This is a genomic window from Pirellulales bacterium (assembly GCA_035939775.1).
In the GTDB taxonomy this organism is placed as follows: Bacteria; Planctomycetota; Planctomycetia; order Pirellulales; family DATAWG01; genus DASZFO01.
On the sequence record DASZFO010000038.1, the window covers coordinates 1 to 22,385 of the forward strand.

General features: G+C 61.3%; 18 protein-coding genes. 15 read left to right on the forward strand and 3 right to left on the reverse strand.

Features of this window, described 5'->3' with window-relative positions; genetic code table 11:
- The first annotated feature begins 162 nt into the window (after positions 1 to 162).
- Positions 163 to 756 (forward strand): hypothetical protein, encoded by a 594-nt coding sequence (locus VGY55_01690; GenBank protein ID HEV2968668.1) that lies wholly within the window; start codon positions 163 to 165, stop codon positions 754 to 756.
- An 11-nt stretch (positions 757 to 767) separates the two neighbouring features.
- On the opposite strand, the gene VGY55_01695 is transcribed toward VGY55_01690, so the two are convergent.
- Positions 768 to 983 (reverse strand): hypothetical protein, encoded by a 216-nt coding sequence (locus VGY55_01695; GenBank protein HEV2968669.1) that lies wholly within the window; start codon positions 981 to 983, stop codon positions 768 to 770.
- A 203-nt stretch (positions 984 to 1,186) separates the two neighbouring features.
- On the opposite strand from VGY55_01695, the gene VGY55_01700 reads away from it, so the two are divergent.
- The 3 genes from VGY55_01700 to VGY55_01710 are packed head-to-tail and all read left to right on the forward strand — an operon-like array spanning position 1,187 to position 2,765.
- A complete protein-coding gene (locus tag VGY55_01700; GenBank protein ID HEV2968670.1) occupies positions 1,187 to 1,975 on the forward strand; it encodes a hypothetical protein in 789 nt (262 codons plus the stop codon).
- Between the two features lies 1 nt (position 1,976).
- Entirely contained in the window at positions 1,977 to 2,372 is a 396-nt protein-coding gene (locus VGY55_01705; GenBank protein ID HEV2968671.1) for a DUF433 domain-containing protein, read from the forward strand.
- A 3-nt stretch (positions 2,373 to 2,375) separates the two neighbouring features.
- Positions 2,376 to 2,765: a DUF5615 family PIN-like protein gene (locus tag VGY55_01710; GenBank protein HEV2968672.1), complete on the forward strand. Its 390-nt coding sequence runs from the start codon at positions 2,376 to 2,378 to the stop codon at positions 2,763 to 2,765.
- Between the two features lie 162 nt (positions 2,766 to 2,927).
- Here the strand turns inward: VGY55_01710 and VGY55_01715 are convergent, their stop codons facing one another.
- Positions 2,928 to 3,128: a ribbon-helix-helix domain-containing protein gene (locus VGY55_01715; protein ID HEV2968673.1), complete on the reverse strand. Its 201-nt coding sequence runs from the start codon at positions 3,126 to 3,128 to the stop codon at positions 2,928 to 2,930.
- A 205-nt stretch (positions 3,129 to 3,333) separates the two neighbouring features.
- Between VGY55_01715 and VGY55_01720 the strand changes: the two genes are divergently transcribed.
- The 9 genes from VGY55_01720 (at position 3,334) to VGY55_01760 (ending at position 17,873) form a co-directional block, all read left to right on the forward strand.
- On the forward strand, positions 3,334 to 4,287 hold the full coding sequence (locus tag VGY55_01720) for an IS1 family transposase (protein ID HEV2968674.1): 954 nt from the start codon (positions 3,334 to 3,336) through the stop codon (positions 4,285 to 4,287).
- 9 nt (positions 4,288 to 4,296) lie between these two features.
- Positions 4,297 to 9,681, forward strand: coding sequence for an autotransporter-associated beta strand repeat-containing protein (locus VGY55_01725; GenBank protein HEV2968675.1), 5,385 nt, complete (start codon positions 4,297 to 4,299; stop codon positions 9,679 to 9,681).
- Between the two features lie 13 nt (positions 9,682 to 9,694).
- Complete coding sequence (locus VGY55_01730) at positions 9,695 to 10,291, forward strand: histidine phosphatase family protein (GenBank protein HEV2968676.1); 597 nt, start codon at positions 9,695 to 9,697, stop codon at positions 10,289 to 10,291.
- A gap of 98 nt (positions 10,292 to 10,389) precedes the next feature.
- Complete coding sequence (locus tag VGY55_01735) at positions 10,390 to 11,082, forward strand: ROK family protein (GenBank protein HEV2968677.1); 693 nt, start codon at positions 10,390 to 10,392, stop codon at positions 11,080 to 11,082.
- A 42-nt stretch (positions 11,083 to 11,124) separates the two neighbouring features.
- The gene (pgi, locus tag VGY55_01740) at positions 11,125 to 12,753 is read left to right on the forward strand and encodes a glucose-6-phosphate isomerase (GenBank protein HEV2968678.1); all 1,629 of its coding nucleotides are present in this window, start codon (positions 11,125 to 11,127) and stop codon (positions 12,751 to 12,753) included.
- Positions 12,754 to 12,768: 15 nt separating this feature from the next.
- Positions 12,769 to 13,788 (forward strand): decarboxylating 6-phosphogluconate dehydrogenase, encoded by a 1,020-nt coding sequence (gnd, locus tag VGY55_01745; GenBank protein HEV2968679.1) that lies wholly within the window; start codon positions 12,769 to 12,771, stop codon positions 13,786 to 13,788.
- A gap of 19 nt (positions 13,789 to 13,807) precedes the next feature.
- Positions 13,808 to 15,187: a glucose-6-phosphate dehydrogenase gene (zwf, locus tag VGY55_01750; GenBank protein HEV2968680.1), complete on the forward strand. Its 1,380-nt coding sequence runs from the start codon at positions 13,808 to 13,810 to the stop codon at positions 15,185 to 15,187.
- A 176-nt stretch (positions 15,188 to 15,363) separates the two neighbouring features.
- Positions 15,364 to 16,110 carry a 6-phosphogluconolactonase gene (gene pgl, locus VGY55_01755; GenBank protein ID HEV2968681.1) on the forward strand — a complete coding sequence of 249 codons (747 nt, stop codon included), beginning with the start codon at positions 15,364 to 15,366 and terminating at the stop codon, positions 16,108 to 16,110.
- 359 nt (positions 16,111 to 16,469) lie between these two features.
- On the forward strand, positions 16,470 to 17,873 hold the full coding sequence (locus VGY55_01760; GenBank protein HEV2968682.1) for a trypsin-like peptidase domain-containing protein: 1,404 nt from the start codon (positions 16,470 to 16,472) through the stop codon (positions 17,871 to 17,873).
- Positions 17,874 to 17,982: 109 nt separating this feature from the next.
- On the opposite strand, the gene VGY55_01765 is transcribed toward VGY55_01760, so the two are convergent.
- The gene (locus VGY55_01765; GenBank protein HEV2968683.1) at positions 17,983 to 20,667 is read right to left on the reverse strand and encodes a glucosidase; all 2,685 of its coding nucleotides are present in this window, start codon (positions 20,665 to 20,667) and stop codon (positions 17,983 to 17,985) included.
- 216 nt (positions 20,668 to 20,883) lie between these two features.
- Between VGY55_01765 and VGY55_01770 the strand changes: the two genes are divergently transcribed.
- Complete coding sequence (locus tag VGY55_01770; protein HEV2968684.1) at positions 20,884 to 21,810, forward strand: thiamine-phosphate kinase; 927 nt, start codon at positions 20,884 to 20,886, stop codon at positions 21,808 to 21,810.
- Between the two features lie 69 nt (positions 21,811 to 21,879).
- Positions 21,880 to 22,380: a tRNA (adenosine(37)-N6)-threonylcarbamoyltransferase complex ATPase subunit type 1 TsaE gene (tsaE, locus tag VGY55_01775; GenBank protein HEV2968685.1), complete on the forward strand. Its 501-nt coding sequence runs from the start codon at positions 21,880 to 21,882 to the stop codon at positions 22,378 to 22,380.
- The last annotated feature ends 5 nt before the right edge of the window (positions 22,381 to 22,385 follow it).

The window sequence follows — 22,385 nt, forward strand, 5'->3', positions numbered from 1 at the left end:
CAGCATCAGCAACGCCAGCGGCTTTCGCGTTAATCTCAAGACCACCGGCGCGACGAGCGCCGGATTCGACGCTTTGAGCGGCAATGTCGGCACTGTCCCGCTAAACCCACACAACCGACTCGACCCCTTGCCGACCGATGATCCGCCCCTACTCTGAAGGTCATGCAAGCCTTCCACAAACTGCGCGAAATCGCCCGCGACCGCCGCGAAAGAGCCATCGTCAAAGCTCGCGAAGAGTACGAAGCCATACTGGTCAGGATCGCAGCGCTGGAACAAGACCTACTCGGGCGCGACCGTTCCACAATCAAGAGCATATACAGTTGCGTCGAATCTGTCATTCCGACCGACGGGCCGTTTACGAGCGGCGACCTACTGCTCAGATTGGAAGCTCTCGACCAACGCCGGGCGTGGCACAAACGATCCGTCGATCATTGCATTTCGACACTACGGGCCAGAGGGGTGGTTCGCCGATTGAGCAAGAGCCGGGCCGGGGCCGCGCACGTCGTCGCCCCAGCCGTTTACGTGAAGGCTGGCGTCAAGGTCGATTCGCAGCCGTTCGGCGATGCATCGCTCGTGGACGTGCTGTACGAAGTGCTGAGAGGCAAGAGCCTGACTCTAACCGAATTGACGGTTGCGGTTATGGAAGCGGGCTACGTCACCGCGATGAAGCCGAAGGCGCTGCGGGACCATTCAGGGCGCGCGATGAGGAAAGATTCGCGGTTCCACGCTTCCGGCGAGCGCTGGACTTGCCGGTAGTCACGCCTCATTCATTCGTCGAATTCGGGCGTTCCCCAATCGCCAGATTCCAGGCCGGTGAAGCAACGCTGGCCGTACTTCGTGAGAGTCGGCCGCCCATCGGGCTGAATCTCGACGATCTTCCATTCGGCCAAGCGGTCGAGGATTTCGCGCCGGATCGGTTCATCGCGCTCGTCCATACCGATTTGGTGGAGCGCGCCGTAGAGGTCTTCGGAGGTGGGTTTCATGCGGTCATTCTAGCAGCGCGGCAGGCGGTTCGTCGCGAGCGGGGATCGGTGGCCGCTGAACGCCAACGCCTTGTTCTAAGTCCTGAGACCGCAATAATATAATGGATGGCAAAAATTTCCTTGATTCAGAGAGAGCGGATGTCTAGAATGACGGGTTCTATATCGGGCGTGTGCTCGCTGTATTGTCGGGCTACACTTGTCACATGAGCCAAGCAGAACACGAACCGACCAACCGGCCTGCGAAAGATGCCAAATTTGACGCGCTCGAATACCACATTGCGGTCAACTTTCATCCAGAATTGAAGTTGATAAAGGCAAAGGGATTCGAGTTTGCCGGAAGCCTATCTTCCATCATTGACCCCAGCGGCGTTCAACTTGAGGAGAAGCAATGGGCATTCTCCCAACCTCACGGTTCAAGGGTTGGTGGTCAGTTTCAAGTGGTGGTTGGAGTGAGCACGCTTGCCATAGGCGTCGTGTATCCTGAACACAATGAAGAATGGTTCGAGTATCGCTACCACTTGATTCTCAAGGAGTTTTACAAATCGTACAAGCCGCAACTCGTGATGAATTCCACGGCGATCATAAGAGGTACGCTGCAAGTTGATGGCGATGCGCGTGAGTTTTTGATGACGCACGTCACACGATTGGATCAGGAGCGCCTCAAGAAGTTAGGTCGCCCTGTGCATCTTTTTGGAATCCGACTTTTCATGCCACCATATCAGCGCCTCTCAGACTCCCCTAAAAAGAAGAAGAAAGGCGTAGCGGAGGCGCAGCCAGAAGTAGTCGGATGGATGGTTGATGTCAAAGCCGAATCACTGATCGAAGACCCTAAAAAACTGTTCTTGGAAGCCAAGTGCGATTGGGTAGTGCCGCAGCCGTGGAGCGATAGAGCAATCAAGGACATTGAAAGCCATCTAGCAGAAGCGGCCAATTATCTGAAATACAGGCTTGTTCCATTTTTGGAGAGTGAAGCGAGCGATACAGGAGAATGAAATGGGTACAGCATACAACACAACATACGACTTGCGTGAGGTCGTCGAAACCGACAGCGTTTTGACTTCTCTCGAAGCGCGGGCAGATTCTACGATGCTGACTCCGCGATTCAAGAAAGACCAATTAGATTTTGATTCATTCATCAAGCATAAAGTACCATCCGAGACGGAGCGAATCATCGCAACACCGCGAATCTGTGGGGGCCATGCAAGAGTGAACGGAACGCGAATTCCTGTTTGGGGAATCGAGCTTTTGCGTCGCGCTGGTAAGTCAGCAAGGTCTATCATTCGATCATATCGTGGACTTACTCTTACCGATGTTTTGGCGGCGTTTTCGTATGCCGATAGCCACCGACAGGAAATTGACGACGCGATTAAGTCGAACGAGGGTGTATGACCAATGGCGCGGCTCCTCGCCGACGAACATTTTGATTTCAACGTAGCCAATCACCTCCGAAGCCTCGGTCACGATGTCGCGACAGTTCGTCAGCACTCGTCGAACAAGTCTGGGGATGGAATGGAGGATGAAGATGTCCTCGCGTTGGCGCGTGCGGAAAGGCGAGTGCTGCTGACGGAAAATATTTCCGACTTCAAATCGCTGCACGATTCTCGGATTCCCCATGCCGGTATTATTGCCTGCTCTCCGGCGGGCGATGAGCCAGCGCGCGATCGCGCCAAGCGAATCGCGGAAGTATTAAGATCGCATGGCCGCCACATTAAACAACAATGGGTGCGATTGCATTCGTGGAATCAGGTATCGAAAAACGGCGCGAACCGTAAGCGTCGATGAATGTCATTGGTTGGCATCATGTACATTTCTAACTTATCTCGAACGACCGCGCGAACTCTCCATTTGATCTGGAGAGCGTCCCGCGTCTCGGCGGCGCAGCGGTTTTATAATCCGTCGTAGGGTGCGGCTGCGCGCCGCTGGGTTCGACTCCCACTCTCTCCGCTAGGTCTTGCCTAGCATCCTGCGCACGGCCTCTGTAATCGCCTGAGAACGATTCCAGCCGCGTTTGGCCGCTAGACCGTCAAGCCCTTCGATTAGCTCGCTCGGCACGCTGGCCGCGACCACAGTGGTCTTTCCCTCTGGATTGGCGACCTTGCGCCCAGCCCCCTTGCGCTTGCCGCCATGCTGTTTGTTCTTCGCCATCTTGGCACCTTGAAAAAATAATAGAAAATCAAGTTGACATAGCCGACTTGAATTACTATAATCTAATCATGGTTGCTAAGCAAGGGCAACAAAAAACCCCGGTCGTGTTAGAAGCACGGCCGGGGCTACCATAATCAGGCTTTCGCCCAATCACGATGGTTCAACGTCGATTGTAGCGTGAGCCGCAACGGAAAGCGACTCTTTTGTGATAGCCTTCAACTGCCAGCACGAAAACCGAACGAAGCACGGCAAAGACCGCAAGGGCCAGCAGCGCTGGAAGTGCTGCGATTGCGGCGCGACCTTCATCAGCGACGAACAACGGCCGCTCGGCGATATGCGAATCGACCTGGCCGAAGCCGTCAAGGTTCTCAAGATGCTCTTGGAAGGAATGAGCATCCGGGCTTGCGAGCGGATTTGCGGCATGAAGCGCGATACGATTTGCGACTTGATCCTATTGGTCGGTGAGAACTGCGCCCGCTGGCTTGAAACGGCAATCGTCGGCGTCGAAGCCAAGACAATCGAGCTGGACGAGATTTGGGATTTTATCGGAATGAAGTCGCGGACCAAGGAGCGGCTCGGCCGGCTCGGCGACGATTGCGGCGACTCTTGGACGTGGCTGGCAATCGACGCGGATTCCAAACTGGTTCTATCCCACGCGGTCGGTCTGCGGGACGACGCGACGTGCGAGCGGTTCCTATGCCAACTGAATAGCGCGACCACGGGCAACTGCCAAGTGACTTCGGACGGCTTGCGGCTCTACACTAATCGCGTTCCGTTGCAATTGGGATCGCGCGTCAGCTTCGCTCAGTTGGTCAAGACCTATGGCCATGAGCAGCAAGAGAACCGCTACAGTCCGGCCGCGATAATAGGCACAGAAAAAACCGTTCGCTTCGGCAACCCCGATGAGGATAAAATCTCGACCTCGTTTTCGGAGCGGCTGAATCTGTCGGTTCGGATGCACGTTCGCCGGTTCACTCGCTTGACCAACGCCCACTCCAAGACCTATCAGCACCATGCCGCGATGGTCGCGCTCTTCGTCGCGTGGTACAATTTCGTCCGACCGAATACCGCGCTCGGCAAGAATGTCACGCCCGCAATGGCCGCCGGAATCACGAAAAATGTTTGGGACTTGGAAACCCTTTTGCGAGCAGCGGCTTAGGGAGGTTGTGTGGTTCTAAGGGGACAGTGCCGCAATGTCAGCGGCATCGCGCCGGGCACGAGCGCTTCGATCTCGGCCTCGGCCAGTCTCAACGGCACGCAGACGGTCGGGATCGGTTCGCTCAACCAGACATTCAGTTTAACTTACGCCGACGATTCGACGCTCAGCGGCGCATCGAGCAACCTGGGGAACCAGGCCATCACAGTGACCGGCAATGTGTACAACCACGCCAGCGGCTCGGCCACGGGTGCGACTATCTCGCTGCCGGATTCGATCGTCGGTTATAGCGGCACGCTGGGCGGCCTCAGCAATGCCAGCATCAGCAACGCCAGCGGCTTTCGCGTTAATCTCAAGACCACCGGCACGACCGGCGCCGGATTCGACGCGTTAGGCGGCAACGCCAGCGGCATCGCGCCCGGCGCGAGCGCTTCGATCTCGGCCTCGGCCAGCCTCAACGGCACGCAGACGGTTGGGATCGGCTCGCTCAATCAGACGTTCAATCTAACTTACGCCGACGACTCGACGCTCAGCGGCGCATCGAGCAACTTAGGGAGCCAATCCATTTCGGTGACCGGCAACGTCTACAATCACTCGAGCACGGGTGGGTTCAGCGGCGGCACGATCGCGCTGCCGGGGCTCATCGTTGGCTATGCCGGGCCGGTTAACGGCGCGAACAGCTTGGGCGTTACCAATGGCCTCGGCACGGATTACCGAGTGAATCTCAAGGCGACCGGCGGCGCGAGCAACAACGTCACGGTCGGCGGTTTCGGCGGCATCGCGCCCGGCAGCACGGGCAACCTCACCGCCGCCCTCGCCGCCGGGCAAGCGGTCGGCGCGGTAAGCGAGACGGTGAACGTCACCCTGGCGGACGATTCCACGCTCAACGGCGCAAGCGCCAATTTGACTACGTGGAACGTCCACGTTAGCGGCAACGTGTTCGACCACGCCACGGCCAGCGATAATTCCGGCGAGCCGGGCAGTTTTGCGGGGGGCACGCTCAGCTTGGGGAATATCCACCAAGGTTATGCCGCGCCAGTGGCGAGTTCCAACAGCCGCACCGTTTACGATGGCGCGAGCGGAGATAATCGCGTAGCGCTCTCCGGCAGCGGCGCTGAGACCGGCGGCACGACGGCGGGGCTGTCGCTCAATTCGATCGGCGGCAGCGGCGCCATCGGCCCAGGCGCTTCGGCTCAGATTTCGGCCGCCTTGGCCACGGGGCTTTCGGCCGGCCCGATCAACCAACTGTTCGTGTACACGTTTGCCGACGATTCGTCGCTGAACGGGGCATCGAGCAATGTCGGCGCCGCGACAATCGTCGTCACCGGCAACGTCTACAGCGGCCAGAGCACCTGGACCGGCGCGAGCGGCGGCTTCTGGGCCAGCTTCAGCAATTGGGACGCCGGCGGCGCACCTGGTCTCGATCCAAACTTCACCACGACCGACGCGGCCACCCTCGGCAATACTTCGGGAAGCGTCGCGGTCGATCTTCACGGCGCCGCGCCGAGCTTGAACGCCCTGACGTTCAACAGCACTGGCAGCTACTCCGTCACCGATACTGTGGGCACGGGCTCGCTCACCCTCGCCGGCCCGGCGCCCTCGATCACATCGGCTGGCACACACATGATCGCCGTCCCGGTTGTGCTGGCTGCCGACACGGCCGTCACCGTCAGCGGTTCCAGCGACAGCCTGACGATTTCGGGCGCGATCCGTGGCGCGAGTGGGAGCTTGTCGCTATTCGGCTCCGGCACATTCGTGCTCAGCGCGGCGAATAGTTACGGCGGCGGCACGACGGTCAACAGTGGCACGCTGCGAGTAACGAACACGTCGGGTTCCGCCACCGGCTCGGGCAGCGTCGCGCTAAACGGCGGCACGCTCGCCAGCGGCGCCGTCGGCATGATTAGCGGGGCCGTCAACGCCGGCTCCGGCACAAACAACATCGCGCCCGGCGGTCTCAACTCGATCGGCACGCTCGATCTCGGCTCGACGCTCAGCCTCAACCGCAATTCAGTCCTGCACTTCGATCTCAACGGCGCAAACGACGATCTGCTGGCCGTCACCGGCGCCCTGTCGATTGCCAGTGGAACGCCGGCGATTACGTTCGACTCAGTTTCCGGGCTGCTCTCCGGCCACAGCTACACACTGGCCACGTTCGCGACCAGTGCGCTGACCAACTCCAGCTTCAGTGCCAGCGACGTCCCGGCCGGATTCAAGCTCCAGATCGATCCGACGGATATCGAACTCGTGCCGGCGAACGCATCGGTCCTGAGCCTTTCCCCTTCGCACCTCGTGGTCCGCTCGATGGTTGGCGGCAGCCAGACCGGAACCATCACTCTGACGAACAACAGCCCGACCGACGATGCCAGCTACTCGGCTTCTCCGACAGCCCAACTCACAGCCACGTCCGCGACCGGCGCGGTGACGCACGGTTCCACTGCCGGCGTGGCGATCGGCTTTGTGGATTACTCGACGACAGGCCCACGAAGCGGCTCGGTCACGTTCGCGAACACCGCGAACGTTTCCGACGGATTCAACAGCTCCGGCAATGTTGTAACGCTCGATTCCGGCAGCGCTGTCGTCAACAACCGCATCGTCGCGGCCTCGAGCGTGAATCTTGGCACGGTCCACGTTGGAAGCGTCAGCTCGGGAACTACAAACTTGAGCACCACCGGGGATGACGACCACTTTACGCGCATAATTGTCGCCGGCCAGTTGTTCAGCAGTGCCGCATCCACCGGCATGGCGACGATTAGCCCCACGATCAGCTCGGCCGGACCGGTCTCTGGCTCCGTGACGCTTAGCACCACGGGGGAAGGACTCGCCGGGGAATCGCCAATCGACGTCAGCGTGCCGTATAGCGCCGCAGCTTATCGGCTGGCCGCCCCCAATTCGCTCGCCACGCCGGTCAGCCTCGGCAATATCCATGTGGGGAGTTCATTCGGCACGCAAGCCTTGTCGGTGCTGAACGCGGCCGCCGCTGATGGATATTCCGAAAAGCTCGACGCCAGCTTCGGCGCGACAACGGGCAGCGCCTCGACAAACGGCGGCACAATCAACCTGCTGTCGGCCGGCGCCGTGAACAATTCAAGCCTCGTCATCGGATTGGGAAGCGGCCCGCAGTCGACGCCGGGCGCGATCGGCGGCACGGCGCGCGTCAACCTTGCTTCGAATGGTTCCGGCACGAGCGGGCTGGGAACGACGGCCCTCCCAGCGCAGACGGTGGCTGTCACCGGAAACGTCTATCGTTTGGCAGTCCCGGCCCCGCCCGGCAACGTGAATCCGCAAAAGTTGCTAAGTCCCGTGGACCTAGGAATTGTTCATGTTGGGGACTCATTCGGCACACAGACCGTGTCGGTGCAAAACACGGCCGCCAACGACGGCTTTTCCGAGAAAGTCGACGCCCACTTCGGCGCGCTGAGCGGAGCCGCCACAAACAATGGCGGCTCGATCAATCTGCTCGCTCCCGGCGCGAAGGACAGTTCGAGTCTGGTCGTGGGCCTCGGCGGCAGCGCCCACACGAGCGCCGCCGGCGCCGTGGTCGGTTCGGCGACCGTGAACTTCCTCTCTGACGGCACCGGCACGAGCGGCCTCGGCACGACGACGCTGGCCCCGCAGTCGGTCAGCATTGCCGGCCAGGTAAACCAATTCGCTCAACCAGCATTTACCATCACGGACAAGGCCGGCACGCTCACCGGCGGCGGCACGTCGTACACGCTCGATTTCGGCGGGGTCGCTGAGAATAGCGGCACTTACACGGTCCATCTGGCCGTGCTCAACGATCTCTTGGATCCCGCATATCAAGACACGCTCGGCGGCAGCTTCAGTACGGCGCGCGTGTCGCATTTCTCGCTCACAGGCTTCAATCCGTTCAGCGGCGTCGCCTCCGGCAATTCGCAAGCCGGCTTGCAAGTGGCGTTCGATTCCGCCGCCAATCATGGCGCGTTCACCGAGGCACTCACGCTGCATCCGACCAGCGTCAACTCGAGCAGCTCTACCTCGCTTGGCGATATCTCGCTAACCGTAATCGTCTCGCAAACAACGACCGCCGTCGGCTGGACCGGAAAAAACTCCGGCGCGGGCACAAGCAATTCGTCGTGGGATTCCACGTCGGCGAACTGGTCGGCCAACGGCGCCGCGGCATCGTATGTCGAGGGAAGTCCAGTGACATTCGCCGACACAAACGAAGTCACTTCCACCCAGGTCAGCAATGCGACAGTCACGATCCGAGCGGCTGGCGTGCAGCCCGGCTCCGTCACGTTCGCCAACAGCACCGTAGACTACATGCTCAGCAACGCTAGCGGCACGATCGGCATTTCGGGTTCGACAGGCCTCACCAAGACGGGCGCCGGCCGCGTCACGCTAGCAAGTCCCAACAGCTATTCCGGCGATACGATAGTCAACGGCGGCGCGCTTGCCGTCACTGCCGCGGGCGCGCTCGGCAACGGCGGCGGCAATCTCTCGATCAACGCGGCCAGCGGAGCCAGCTCGACCGTTGTCCTCGGGGCCGATCAAACCGTCGCTGGCCTCGCTGGCTCGGTCGCGGCCGGCGGCTCGGCGAGCCTGAGCATCACGGCAGGCAAGACGCTCACCATCCTGCAAGCGAGTTCCACGACCTTCGGAGGCAATCTGATCAACTCCGGCCAGTTGACCAAATCCGGCGCCGGCACTCTGGAAATCAGTGGTTCCCCAACGCTGAACGACAGCAGCCAACTGAAAGTGATCGATTCGGGCAAATTGCGGTTCAACCTTTCCGTGGGCAGCGCGGCGACCATTGGCGCGGGTGTGATTGCGACCGTCGAATCGGCGGGCACTCTCGAATTGGCCGGAAGCGTTTCGGCACTTGCTTCCGGAACGGCGCCGGCCAATCGCATGGACGTGGTCAACAATAGCTCGGCCGCCAGCGGCCTGCTCGTCTCGGGGACAAGTCAAGTGGTCGGCGGAATCAACGGCAACGGCACGACCGAGGTCGCCGCCGGCGCCGATCTGACGGCTAATCATATTGTCCAAGCGGCGTTGGTGATTGGCGGCGACGCGGCGAACCCCGCCGTGATGACGATTGCCGCATCGGACGCAAGCGGCAATCCGCTCGACAGCGACGCCGGGGCGTTTTTGTCCAGCGGTTCCGGCGGCACCGCGTCCGCAAGCAATGCGCCGGCTTATCCGCCGCTCGCGCCAAACTCAGCCTCCGGTTCAAGCGTGCTCGCGCTGGCCGATTCGCTCGGCGCGAGTCTTGCGCACCCTGCCGACCGTTCCACTGCACCTTCATTTCCGGATTCGAGTGCGAGCGGCAGCCTCAACGCAGTGCCCGAGCCTTCGACGATCCTTTTGCTGGCCCTTGGCGCGCTCGCCATCGTCGCCTATGCTCGGCGCCGGCCGAAGCGAATGTCGATTGTTTGAAAGGATCGAGGTCATGGGCGACCACCTTCCCGTTGTCTATTTGGCCCGGCACGGCGAGACGGCCTGGAGCGTCTCGGGGCAACATACGGGGTTGACCGATCTGCCGTTGACGGAGCGCGGCGAGCGGAACGCCCGGCAGCTTGGCGAGCGATTGAAAGGGCTTGTAATCGCCAAAGTATTCGCCAGCCCGCTTAAGCGCGCGAGGCGGACCTGCGAATTAGCTGGGTTCTCAGGCGCTGCCGTGATTGATCCCGATCTGGTGGAATGGAACTACGGGCAATATGAAGGTCGCCGGTCTGAAGAAATTCTCAAGGAACGTCCCGGCTGGCAACTCTTCCGCGACGGCTGCCCCGGCGGTGAATCGCCCGCGCAGGTCGGCGCCCGAGCCGACCGTGCCGTGAGCCGAGTGCGAGGGGTCGAGGGAGACGTGCTCTTGTTTTCGAGCGGGCATTTCTTGCGCGTGCTGGCCGCTCGCTGGCTCGGGCTCGAGCCGGCCATCGGCAAATACTTCATGCTCAGCACAGCCAGCCTGAGCGCCGTGGGGTATGAGCACGATTTGTCGCAGCCAGTGATCCGGCTTTGGGACGATACGCGCCACGTGGGAACGTAAATCTCCTTAGGCGCTTCCGCCGCCACGTTCGGCCGGTTATCCTATCGGTCGGCGGTTAGGCCTCCCGCCTCGAACCGGCAGCCCGAAAGATACCAAGCATGAACGTACTAGTCATCGACATCGGCGGAACGAGCGTCAAAATCCTTGCCAGCGGACAAGATGAGCCTCGCAAGTTTCCGTCCGGGCCGGAGATGACGCCCGAGCGGATGGTCGCCGGAGTCAAGGAACTGGCCGGCGGCTGGAAGTACGATGTGGTGTCGATGGGCTACCCTGGTCCGGTCCTTCACGGCCGGCCAGTCGCGGAGCCGCATAATCTTGGCCCGGGATGGGTCGGATTTGATTTCGAGGCGGCCTTCGGTTGCCCAGTCAAGATCATCAACGACGCGGCGATGCAGGCGCTGGCGGATTACCAAACTGGGAAGCTGCTCTTCCTCGGCCTGGGAACTGGGCTCGGCTCCACGCTGATTGTGGACGGCATCGTCGAGCCAATGGAATTGGGGCACCTGCCGTATCGAAAGGGCACCTACGAGGACTATGTGGGCCTGCGCGGCTTGAAACGCTTTGGGAAGAAAAAATGGCGGAGGCGCGTGGCAGATGTTGTCACCCGTCTCGTTGCGGCGCTCGAGCCGGACGACGTGGTCTTGGGAGGCGGCAACGTGAAGAAGCTCGCGGAATTGCCTACCGGCTGCCGCAGCGGAGAAAACTCCAATGCATTCCAAGGGGGATTTCGCCTCTGGGAAGACGCCAGCGACCGCAAACCGGCCATTCTTGCCCCGACGCAGGCGAAATAGCGGCTTACCGATTGGCGATGCGGAAAAAAGGAGGATCACGCTATGACGAACGATGCGCTCGCCGCGCGTCCGGCCTGGAAGGCGCTCGCGGCCCACTACGAGAAAGTTCGCCGATCGCACTTGCGGCAACTCTTCGCTGAAGACCCAAATCGCGGCGAGCGGATGGCCGCCGAGGCAGTGGGAATCTATCTCGACTACTCGAAGAACCGCGTCACGGAAGAGACGCTCAAACTGCTCGGACAATTGGCGGAGCAATCCGGTCTGCGCGAACGGATCGACGCCATGTTTCGCGGCGACAAGATCAATCTCACGGAAAACCGGTCCGTGCTGCACGTCGCTTTGCGGGCGCCGCGCGGGGCGTCGATCATCGTGGACGGCGAGGATGTGGTTCCGCAAGTCCATGCCGTGCTCGACAAGATGACCGATTTCTCCAATCGCGTCCGCGGCGGCCAGTGGAAGGGACACACTGGTAAACGGATTCGCACGATCGTCAACATCGGCATCGGCGGCTCGGATCTCGGGCCGGTGATGGCCTACGAAGCGCTCAAGCATTTCAGCGACCGGAGCATGGATTTCCGCTTCGTGAGCAATATCGACGGCACCGATCTCGCCGAGGCGACGCGCGATCTCGATCCGGCGGAAACGCTTTTCATCGTTTCATCCAAGACGTTTACGACGCTCGAAACGATGACCAACGCGCAGAGCGCCCGCGATTGGTCGCTGCGCGGCCTCGGCGGCGACGCAAAGGCCGTGGCCCGGCATTTCGTCGCCGTCTCGACCAACGCCGCCAAGGTCGCCGAGTTCGGCATCGACACGGCCAACATGTTCGAGTTCTGGGATTGGGTGGGCGGGCGGTATTCGATGGACTCGGCGATCGGGCTTTCGACGATGTTGGCCATCGGCCCCGAGAACTTCCGCGCGATGCTCGACGGATTCCATCAAATGGACGAGCATTTCCGCACGGCGCCGTTCGACCGCAACCTGCCCGCGCTGATGGGCCTGATCGGTCTCTGGCACAACGATTTCTTTGGTGCGGCGACGGTGGCCGTGCTGCCGTACGAGCAATACTTGAAGCGATTTCCGGCTTACTTGCAGCAGTTGACGATGGAAAGCAACGGCAAGCACGTCACGCTCGGCGGCGCCGCCGTTGACTGCGACACGGGCCCGATCTATTGGGGCGAGCCGGGTACGAACGGGCAGCATTCGTTTTACCAATTGATTCATCAAGGGACGCGGCTGATCCCCTGCGACTTCATCGCGTTTGTCGAAGCGCTCAACCCGCTCGGCCGGCACCACGATATGTTGCTGGCAAACGTCTTCGCGCAAACGGAGGCGCTCGCCTTCGGCAAAACGCCCGAAGAGGTGAATGCCGAGGGAACACCGGATTGGCTCGTGCCGCATCGAGTCTTCGAGGGAAACCGGCCCTCGAACACGATCCTCGCTCAGCGACTCACTCCTGAATCGCTCGGCAAGCTAGTGGCCCTCTACGAGCATTCGGTTTTCACGCAAGGAGTGATCTGGAACATCGACTCGTTCGACCAATGGGGCGTCGAGCTGGGCAAAGTGCTCGCCCAGCGGATCATCCCGGAACTCGAATCCGCGACCGAACCACAGCTCGCCCACGATAGCTCGACGAACTGCCTGATCCGGCGTTATCGAAAGCTTAAGTAAAGAAGGAATCCAATCATGCAACTCGGAATGATCGGACTCGGCCGGATGGGGGCTAACATGGTGCGGCGGTTGCTCAAGGCGGGCCACCACTGCGTGGTCTACGATCGCTCGCCGAAGGCGGTCGAAGATCTGGCCAAGGACAAAGCCACCGGGGCATCGTCGCTCGCTGATTTCGTCAAGCAGCTCGAAAAGCCGCGGGCCGTTTGGCTGATGGTCCCCGCGGCCGTCGTCGATCAAAGTATCGTCGATCTCAAGCCTCTTCTGGAACGCGGCGACGTGCTCATCGACGGCGGCAATTCGTATTATGTGGACGACATCCGACGGGCGAAGCAACTCGCAGCCGCGGGGATTCACTATGTCGACGTCGGCACGAGCGGCGGCGTTTGGGGACTCGAGCGCGGCTATTGCATGATGATCGGCGGCGAGCCGCAAGTCGTCGAGCGGCTCGATCCGATCTTCGCTACGCTCGCTCCCGGCGTGGGAGACATCCCGAAAACTGCCGGCCGAGAGCAGCTCGGCGGCACGGCCGAGCAAGGCTATTTGCACTGCGGGCCCAATGGCGCGGGTCACTTCGTGAAGATGGTTCACAATGGCATCGAATATGGACTAATGGCCGCGTATGCCGAGGGGCTAGGCGTGCTTCGCGACGCCAATGTCGGCAAGCGCGAGAACGCTTCAGACGCCGAGACGACTCCGCTGCGCGATCCCGACCATTACCAATTCGATTTGAATCTTCGCGAGATTGCCGAAGTTTGGCGGCGCGGGAGCGTGATCGCCTCGTGGCTCTTGGACCTGACCGCGACGGCCTTGGTGAAAGATCCGAATTTGGCGAAATTTGCCGGTCAGGTTTCGGATTCGGGCGAAGGGCGATGGACGATCAAGGCGGCGATTGATGAGGCGGTGCCGGTCCCCGTACTCTCCGCGGCCCTGTATCAGCGATTTACGTCGCGCGGCGAGGCCGATTTCCAAGACAAGCTGCTTTCGGCCATGCGATTCGAATTCGGCGGCCACCTGGAAAAACCCGCTGGCAAATAGGGGCTGGAAGGATCGATCCATGACAAGCCCGACGCGTTCCGACGCCCTGGTCTTTTTCGGCGCCACCGGAGACTTGGCGTATAAGAAAATCTTTCCATCGCTTCAGGCGATGATCAAGCGAGGGCATCTCAGCGTACCGGTGATCGGCGTGGCCAAGTCGGGCTGGAACGTCGATCAATTCAAGGCCCGGGCGCGCGACAGCCTGGAAAAGCATGGCGGGATCGATCCGACCGCGTTCGACAAGCTCTCGAGCCTGCTCCGCTACGTTGATGGCGATTACAACGATCCGGCAACGTTTCAAGCATTGCGCAGGGAACTCGGCGCAGCCCAGCACCCGGCACACTATCTGGCGATTCCACCCGTAATGTTCGAGACAGTCGTCGAGCAGTTGGGCAAGGCGGGCTGCGCCGCTGGCGCCCGCGTCATCGTTGAAAAGCCATTCGGTCGCGATCTGGCCTCGGCGCAGGAGCTGAACCGGATTCTGCTCGGCGCGTTCGACGAGACGGCCATCTTTCGCATCGACCACTATTTGGGGAAACGGCCGGTGCACAACATCTTGTTCTTCCGTTTCGCGAACGCGTTTCTGGAGCCGTTCTGGAATCGATATCACGTCGAGAGCGTGCAGATCACGATGGCGGAGGACTTCGGCGTCCAGGGGCGAGGCGCATTCTACGAGGAGACGGGCGCGATCCGCGATGTCATTCAGAACCATCTTTTCCAGGTCCTGGCGAATCTGGCGATGGAGCCGCCGGTTCGCACCGACAGCGAATCGATTCGCGATGAAAAGGTCAAGGTGCTGAAGGCCATCCCGCCGCTGGACGCGAAAAACGTCGTCCGCGGCCAATTCAGCGGCTATCGCCAAGAACCGGGCGTGGCGAGGGATTCCAAAGTCGAGACGTTCGCCGCCTTGCGCTTGGAGATCGACTCCTGGCGGTGGCGGGGCGTGCCGTTCTACATTCGTGCCGGCAAGTGCCTGCCGGTCACATGCGCGGAGGTCGTGGTCCGGCTGCGCCGCCCGCCGACGATGTATCGCGGCCTCCATTTGAAATCGAATTATCTGCGGGCTCGGATCAGTCCCGACATAACGATCGCGCTCGGAATGATGACGATGGCCGCCGGGGACGACGCGGCAGCTCAGGAGGTCGAGTTGATTGCCAGCCGTCATCCTCGCGCCGAAGAAATGGACGCCTACGAGCGGTTGCTCGGCGACGCAATGTCCGGCGATCAGACACTCTTCGCCCGAGAAGACTACGTCGAAGAGGCATGGCGGATCGTCGATCCCGTCGTCAAGGCCGGCACGCCGGTTTTCGAATACGAGCCGCACACATGGGGACCGAGCGAAGCGGATCACCACGTCGCCCCGCCGGGCGGATGGCAAAACCCGGTCGTGACGAGTTGAAATGGCCACGGAAATCAAGCACTGATTGAGATGCCCTCGGTCGGGTGCCACTGCTGGCTTGTCCAGCAGTGCAGGCTGCAAGCCAAGGTCCGAAGCGTCACTGCTGGACAAGCCAGCAGTGGCACCCGAAAGTCGCTTCTGGCCGATCGGCATGATTTGGAAGAGGAGGCGCCGTCGTGCAAATTGAGGTCCTAGCCGACGCCGATGCCGTTGCGCGGAAGGCGGCGGCGATGGTTGCCGCCGAATCACGCGAGGCGGTGCTCGCTCGCGGCCGGTTCATCATGGCCGTCAGCGGCGGACGGACCCCGTGGCAGATGCTCCGCGCGTTGGCAGGCGAAAAGGTCCTCTGGGAAGAAGTGCATCTCGCCCAGGTGGACGAGCGACTCGCGCCTGCCGATGATCCTGATCGGAACCTGACGCACTTGCAGGACAGCTTGCTCAAGCGAGTGCCGTTGCCCGCGAGCCAAGTTTACGCCATGCCGGTCGAGTCTGCGGATTTGGAGAGTGCGGCGAAGCAATACGCCGCGACGTTGGCGCAGGCGGCTGGCTCGCCGCCGGAGCTCGATCTCGTGCACCTCGGCCTCGGACCCGACGGCCACACCGCATCGCTCGTCCCTGGCGATCCGGTGTTGGAAGTCACTGACGCCGACGTTGGAGTAACGGGCATCTACCAAGGAAGGCGGCGAATGACGCTCACCTATCCGATCATCAATCGCGCCCGGCGCATCCTGTGGGTCGTGACCGGCGGCGAAAAGCAAGAAATGCTGGAGCGCCTTCTCCGCGCCGACCGCTCGGTCCCGGCCGGACGTGTGCGACAGGGCCAGGCAATGGTGCTCGCCGACCGCGCGGCAGCAGTGAACCTCGGGACCCATAAATCGAACGCGGCCGGCAGTGGCCCAAGTTCTCTTTCCCAGCTTTCCTGACCCGCAATTGTTGCTTCAGCCGCAGCCTTTGGCCGAATCGGGAGTCGGAGGAAAGCCGCCGTGCGATTTTGCCAAACGGCATTGCCACCCTCGCCATAGCCCTCTCTCGTCAAGGGCGGGGGAGAATTGAGACGGTCGCCGCCAGATTCCGGCAAATTGGTGGAAAGCTAGGTAGCCTGTTCGGGCAGAGCGGGTCGTGCTTGAAGCCGCTTTCGTCGCGGGACCGATCTAAATCCGGGTCGCCATAATCGACGGAGTTGCCGTCAATGCGCAGTGCCTGCGACGCGTCGTAACGAGCGAATTCCGCGGAACCTGGACCAACGCCGTCGACCGCCATGCGATTCCCTGCCTTGTGTAGAATGCCGACGCTAGCAGCGTCGGCTACGAGCATCTCGCGGCAGCCGGGCATCTTGCGTTTGACGGGGCGAAATTGCGGTGTTCGCTTAGCCGCCGGGTGCATCCTTCTGGCGTTCGGTTCCGTCGCGCTCCCGCCAAAAGCGCAGGCCTCCGACCGGCACACTCCGATCGTCAAGGCCGTTCAAGGCGCGAAGGATTCGATCGTCAACATCCACGGCCAGAAGATGCTCGGCGCGACCGATGAGCCGGCCGCCCGCGGCGAAATTCCGCGGAAGGTCAACGGGATGGGAACCGGCGTGGTGATCGACGAACGAGGCTACATCATCACCAACTTCCATGTTGTGGAAGGGGTCCAAAAGATCGAAGTCACCCTGGCCGACGGCGCCGAGTATATCGCAAAACTCATTGCCAGCGATTCATCGGCGGATCTGGCAGTGATCAAGATCAATGCCCAGAGCAAACTGCCCGTGGTCCCGATCGGCACCTCGAGCGATTTGATGGTGGGCGAATCGGTGATCGCCGTCGGCAATGCCTATGGCTACGAGAACACCGTGACCGACGGGATCGTCAGCGCCTTGCACCGTTCGGTCCAAGTGAGCGACGCCCAGGGCTACGAAGACCTGATCCAGGTGAGTGCGGCGATCAATCCGGGCAACTCCGGCGGCCCGCTCTTGAATATCGACGGCGAGATGATCGGCATCAATGTGGCGGTGCGGGCCGGTGCGCAAGGGATCGGCTTTGCGATCCCGGTGGACAAGGCGATGAGCGTCGCCACTAAGCTGCTCAGCGTCGAGCGGCTCGGTTGGCATGGAATCGTCGTTCAGGAGACAGGCAACGGGCAGCCTGGGCTGGTTGTCAGTGCGGTGGAGAAGGAAAGCCCGGCCGAAAAGACGGGGATCAGGCCAGGAGACGTGATCACGACGGTCGCCAAACAAGAGCTGATTCGACCGCTGGACTTGGAGCGCACGTTGCTCGCCCGCAAACCGGGCGAAGAGGTGCCATTGGTAGTGCGGCGAAACGACCAATCCGTCAAGCTGCTGCTCACGCTCGGCACGCTGCCGGCCCACGCGAGCGCCGACTCCGATTTGCCCTGGGATATGCTCGGTCTGAAGCTCACTCAGGTTCCCGCCGAGCAGTTCAAGCAATACCATAGCAACTACCGCGGCGGATTGACGGTCGTCGACGTTCGCCCGGACAGCCCAGCGGCCCGGCAAGGTCTCCATCGCGGCGACGTGCTGGTGGGCATGCATGTCTGGGCTACGGTCAGCGTCGAAAACGTCAACTACATCCTCAATCGCTCCGACCTCGCCGACATCGAACCGATGAAGTTCTACATCTTCCGCAACAGCACGCTGTACGAAGGGCGTGTGACCGTGGCGATGCAGAAGAAGGCGACGCGGGAGTAGAGTAGGTACGAAGTACGAAGTACCAAGTGACAGTCAGCAGTGGGCAGGTCGATCGTTAGCCGGTTCGCTCGCGAACCGAAGTGCTCCGACGCTGGCGGCGTTGGCAACGTTAGCGTCGCCATTCGTCGATCAGCGAGGAGACCAGTGCGGTCCAACCGGTTTGGTGCGATGCGCCAAGTCCCGCGCCGTTGTCGCCATGGAAGTATTCGTAGAACAGGATCAGGTCGCGCCAGTGCGGATCGTTCTGGAATCTTTCACAGTCTCCGAAGACGCGCCGACGATTGGCGGCGTCACGAGAAAAGATGCCGATGTGGCGGTCGGCCAGCTCGGCCGCCAGCGCCAGACTCGCGACGCGGCCGCCGCCGTTCGGATTCTCAATGGTAAACTCCGGTCCCCAGGCCTTTCCTAGCTTGCGCAGCGATTCGATCAACAGAAATGCGGTCGGAAACCAAATCGGCCCTCGCCAATTGGAATTGCCTCCCTTGATCTTGCAAATAGCCTCGGCCGGTTCGTAGCGGACGGTCTTCCCATCGAACTCGAACGGATGCTCTTCGTGGGCCTTTGAGAGGCTGCGCAGCCCATAGTCCGAGAGGAATTCGCCTGGATCGAACACGCGGCCGAGCAGCCGCTCGAGTTGCCGTCGGTTGACAATGCTAAGGACGTGCGTCGTCTTGCCGCCGGACTCGATCGTGTTGACCAGATCGCCGACGAGCTGCTGGCGATGTTTCAGAAACCATTGAAACTCGCCATAAAACCCAGCGAACTGCTTGATGTAATCCTCTTCGAGGCGCTCGACGGCGCATAGCGGGATGAGCCCGACGAGCGAACGGACTCGGATCGCCTGAAACCGCCCGTCGGGAAAGCGCAGCACGTCATAGAAAAAGCCGTCAGATTCGTCCCAAAGCTGATAGTCGCGGCCTCCCATGTGCTTCATCGCGGCGGCCACGTAGACGAAATGCTGGAAGAACTTGGTGGCCAGCCGCTCGTATTCGCGGTTTTCCTTGGCCAACTCGAGGGCGATCCGCATCAGGTTCAGGCAGAACATACCCATCCAGCCGGTGGCGTCGGATTGCTCGAGTACGACGCCGTCGGCGAATTTCACGCTCCGGTCGAAGACGGTGATGTTGTCCAGCCCGAGGAAGCCCCCTTCGAAGACGTTGTTTCCCTGGCTATCGACCTTGTTGACCCACCAGGCGAAGTTCATCAGCAGCTTGTGGAAGCAGCGCTCGAGAAATCCGCGATCGGCATGGCCCGTGCGCCGGCGGGCCATATTGTAGATTCGCCAGACGGCCCAAGCATGCACCGGCGGGTTCAGGTCGGAGAATTCCCATTCGTAGGCCGGAATCTGCCCGTTGGGGTGCTGAAACTGCTCGAACAACAAGACCCAAAGCTGATCCATCGCATATTGTGGATCGACGAGCGCCAGCGTCACGCATTGAAACGCCAAATCCCACGCGGCGAACCACGGATACTCCCACTTGTCCGGGAGCGTCATGATCCGCAGCGAATTCAGATGCCGCCAATGCTGGTTGCGGATCTTCGCCCGCGCCGGGGCCGGCGGCCAGTCGGGATTGTCCCCGTCCAGCCAGCGACTGACGTCGAAGATGTAGCACTGCTTGTTCCAGAGCATTCCGGCCAGCGCCTGCCGCTGGATGAGCCGCTCGTCGTCGCTCGCTTCTGGCGGATGGATCGCGGCATAGAACTCGTCGGCCTCTAGGCGGCGGTCGGCGATGAAGTCGTCCACCTCGGCCAGCGGCGCGCTCAATTCGCATTTATCCGATAGCCGCAGCCGGAGCACGACGGACCCGCCCGGTGGAACGGCGTCGAATTGATAGTGAATCGCCGCTTTCGTGCCGCGACCGGCCGGATTGGTGCATGGCTCGCCATCCACGATCCAGCGATGGAACGCGTCTTTGACAAATGGCCGCGAATTAGTCCAGCCTGGCCCGAACACGCGCTCAACGTTCGTTTCGTTGTCGGTGAAGATCGGCTCGCCGCCGAGTGGGGCGTACAGCATCCGCTTGCCGAGGCGATAGTGGATCGGCAAATTCTCGACTAGATCGAGGTTCAAGTCGTCGGCGACGATGCGCAAGCAGTCCACTTGCGATGGCAACGCGTCGATGACAGGCTCCGCCTGCTTCGCCTTTCCCCAGCACCACGTGTTGCGAAACCAGAGATGCGGCACGATGTGCAGAGACGCGGCGTCCGGCCCAAGATTCACCGCCTCGATCCGAATGCAGATGTCTTCTTCATCCGCCTTGGCATATTCGATCGTGATGTCGAAGTAACGGTCGCCGTCGAACACGCCCGTGTCGAGCAGCTCGAATTCGCGCCCGTCTCCCGCGCGGCGGCGGTTTGCTTCGATGAGCTGGCGATAGGGAAACTCCGCTTGCGGATATTTGTAGACGTACTTCATGTACGAATGAGTTGGCGTGTTGTCGACGTGGAAGTAGTATTCCTTCACGTCCTCGCCGTGGTTTCCCTCGAAAGGCGTGAGGCCGAACAGCCGCTCCTTGAGGATCGGATCGTTGCCGTTCCAGAAGGCCGGGGCGAAGAGCAGAATCTGATATCGATCGCAGATCCCGGCGATCGCATCCTCGCCCCAGCGATAGGCCTTGCTGCGGGCCAATTCGTGCGGCAGGAACTGCCAGGCGTTGCCGTCCGGACTGTAGTCCTCGCGGACCGTGGCCCACGAACGCTCGCTCACGTACGGTCCCCACCGCCGCCAGCCGAAGACCTGATCGAGAATTTCGGCGAGCCGCGCATGTTCGGCAGTCGTGACCGTCTTTTGCATCCGCAAATCGCTCGCTACGCTGGCTGGGGCGCATCGCCGGGCATTCGAGGCACCGGCGACATTTGGCGTTATCTTCCAAGGATACCACGCAATGCGGCCAATCCGCACGGTTTTTGTCGCGGACAACCGTATCTTGTCCGTTCGCTTTGTGGTCTTTAAAGTGAACGGCGTATTCGCCGCGCGCCGCTTTTTACTCGCAACTCGCTGCTCACCGTGATGGAATCCGACTTCATTGCCTGGCTCCGCAGCCGTCTGCCGCCGCACGCGCAGTTGCGGCTGGGGCCGGGAGACGACGCCGCAATTCTTGAACTGGGCCGGAGCGGGCAGTGCGTTGTCACCGTTGATCTGCTCAGCGATGGAGTCGATTTCGATCTGGCGACGATCGACGCCCGCCGTGCGGGGCGAAAGGCGTTGGCCGCCAGTTTGAGCGATCTGGCCGCGATGGCCGCCAAACCGGTCGCCGCGGTAATCGCCCTCGCGCTGCCGCGCCAGGGAGGGCAGCGGCTCGCGATGGAACTCTACGAGGGGATGATTCCGCTGGCCGAACGCTATGCGACGGCAATTGCCGGCGGCGACACGAACAGTTGGGATGGGCCGCTGGCGATCAGCGTCACCGCGATCGGCGAAGTGACGCCGCGCGGGCCGCTCCTGCGCGGCGGCGCGAAGCCGGGAGATCGGATTATCGTCACCGGCGAATTCGGTGGCAGTATTCTGGCAAAGCATCTCGACTTCGAGCCGCGAGTTGAAGAAGCTCTGCTACTCAAAGCGCGCTACGATTTGCATGCCGGCATGGATTGCAGCGACGGGCTGTCGCTCGACCTGTCGCGAATGGCCGCCGAAAGCGGCTGCGGTGCGGCGCTCGATCTCGATCGAATTCCGATCGCCGCCGTCGCGCATGAATTGACGCGAAACGATCTAACGGCCGGCACGGCGGTCGATCATGCGCTGGGGGATGGCGAGGATTTCGAGTTGATTCTGGCGGTGCCGCCGGAAGACGCCGCAAAAATGATCGCTGAACAACCGCTCGCCCCGCTGCGGCTATCGGACATTGGCCAGTTCATCGCCGAGCCGGGTCTTTGGGAGAATACTCCGAGTGGTCGCCGCCCGCTGCCAATCCGTGGATACGAGCATGCTTTCGACTAAAATGTAACAGGCACACCACGTGTGCCGTCCGCCCTGCCTGGTCACGGCACGCGGAGTGAGCCTACTACTTTGAAGATCAAACAAATCGTGCACCGCGATTTCGTATTTGATGCGTCCGATGAAGCCGCCACCGTCACGCTCGGCAAGGCGCTAGCTGAATGCCTGCCGCCGCGCGCGGTTGTGGCGCTTATCGGCACGCTCGGCGCCGGCAAGACGCGGCTCGTCCAGGCGATTGGTGAGGCCGCCGGCATGGACACCCGCAAAGTGATTAGCCCCACTTTCGTCCTCATCCACGAGTATCGAGCCGGCCGGACGCCGATCTTCCACTTCGACACCTACCGTCTCCGCGATGAAGATGAATTCCTGCAACTTGGCCCGGAAGAATACTTCGACCGCGACGGCTGGACCTTCGTCGAATGGGCCGACCGGGTCGAAAACTGCTTGCCGCCCGAGCGACTGGAAATCCGAGTCGAAGCAACAAGCACGTCGTCGCGACGATTTCAGATTATTGCGATCGGCGAGCCGTACTCGCGGGTCGTTCGGGATTTGGAACGCCGACTCGGCAGTTGAGAATC

Excerpts from the sequence above, each read along its gene's own strand:
- VGY55_01690 (HEV2968668.1), top strand. The coding sequence starts at position 163 with ATGCAAGCCTTCCACAAACTGCGCGAAATCGCCCGCGACCGCCGCGAA.
- VGY55_01695 (HEV2968669.1), bottom strand. The coding sequence starts at position 983 with ATGAAACCCACCTCCGAAGACCTCTACGGCGCGCTCCACCAAATCGGT.
- VGY55_01700 (HEV2968670.1), top strand. The coding sequence starts at position 1,187 with ATGAGCCAAGCAGAACACGAACCGACCAACCGGCCTGCGAAAGATGCC.
- VGY55_01705 (HEV2968671.1), top strand. The coding sequence starts at position 1,977 with ATGGGTACAGCATACAACACAACATACGACTTGCGTGAGGTCGTCGAA.
- VGY55_01710 (HEV2968672.1), top strand. The coding sequence starts at position 2,376 with ATGGCGCGGCTCCTCGCCGACGAACATTTTGATTTCAACGTAGCCAAT.
- VGY55_01715 (HEV2968673.1), bottom strand. The coding sequence starts at position 3,128 with ATGGCGAAGAACAAACAGCATGGCGGCAAGCGCAAGGGGGCTGGGCGC.
- VGY55_01730 (HEV2968676.1), top strand. The coding sequence starts at position 9,695 with ATGGGCGACCACCTTCCCGTTGTCTATTTGGCCCGGCACGGCGAGACG.
- VGY55_01735 (HEV2968677.1), top strand. The coding sequence starts at position 10,390 with ATGAACGTACTAGTCATCGACATCGGCGGAACGAGCGTCAAAATCCTT.
- pgi (HEV2968678.1), top strand. The coding sequence starts at position 11,125 with ATGACGAACGATGCGCTCGCCGCGCGTCCGGCCTGGAAGGCGCTCGCG.
- gnd (HEV2968679.1), top strand. The coding sequence starts at position 12,769 with ATGCAACTCGGAATGATCGGACTCGGCCGGATGGGGGCTAACATGGTG.
- zwf (HEV2968680.1), top strand. The coding sequence starts at position 13,808 with ATGACAAGCCCGACGCGTTCCGACGCCCTGGTCTTTTTCGGCGCCACC.
- VGY55_01760 (HEV2968682.1), top strand. The coding sequence starts at position 16,470 with ATGCCGACGCTAGCAGCGTCGGCTACGAGCATCTCGCGGCAGCCGGGC.
- VGY55_01765 (HEV2968683.1), bottom strand. The coding sequence starts at position 20,667 with ATGCAAAAGACGGTCACGACTGCCGAACATGCGCGGCTCGCCGAAATT.
- VGY55_01770 (HEV2968684.1), top strand. The coding sequence starts at position 20,884 with ATGGAATCCGACTTCATTGCCTGGCTCCGCAGCCGTCTGCCGCCGCAC.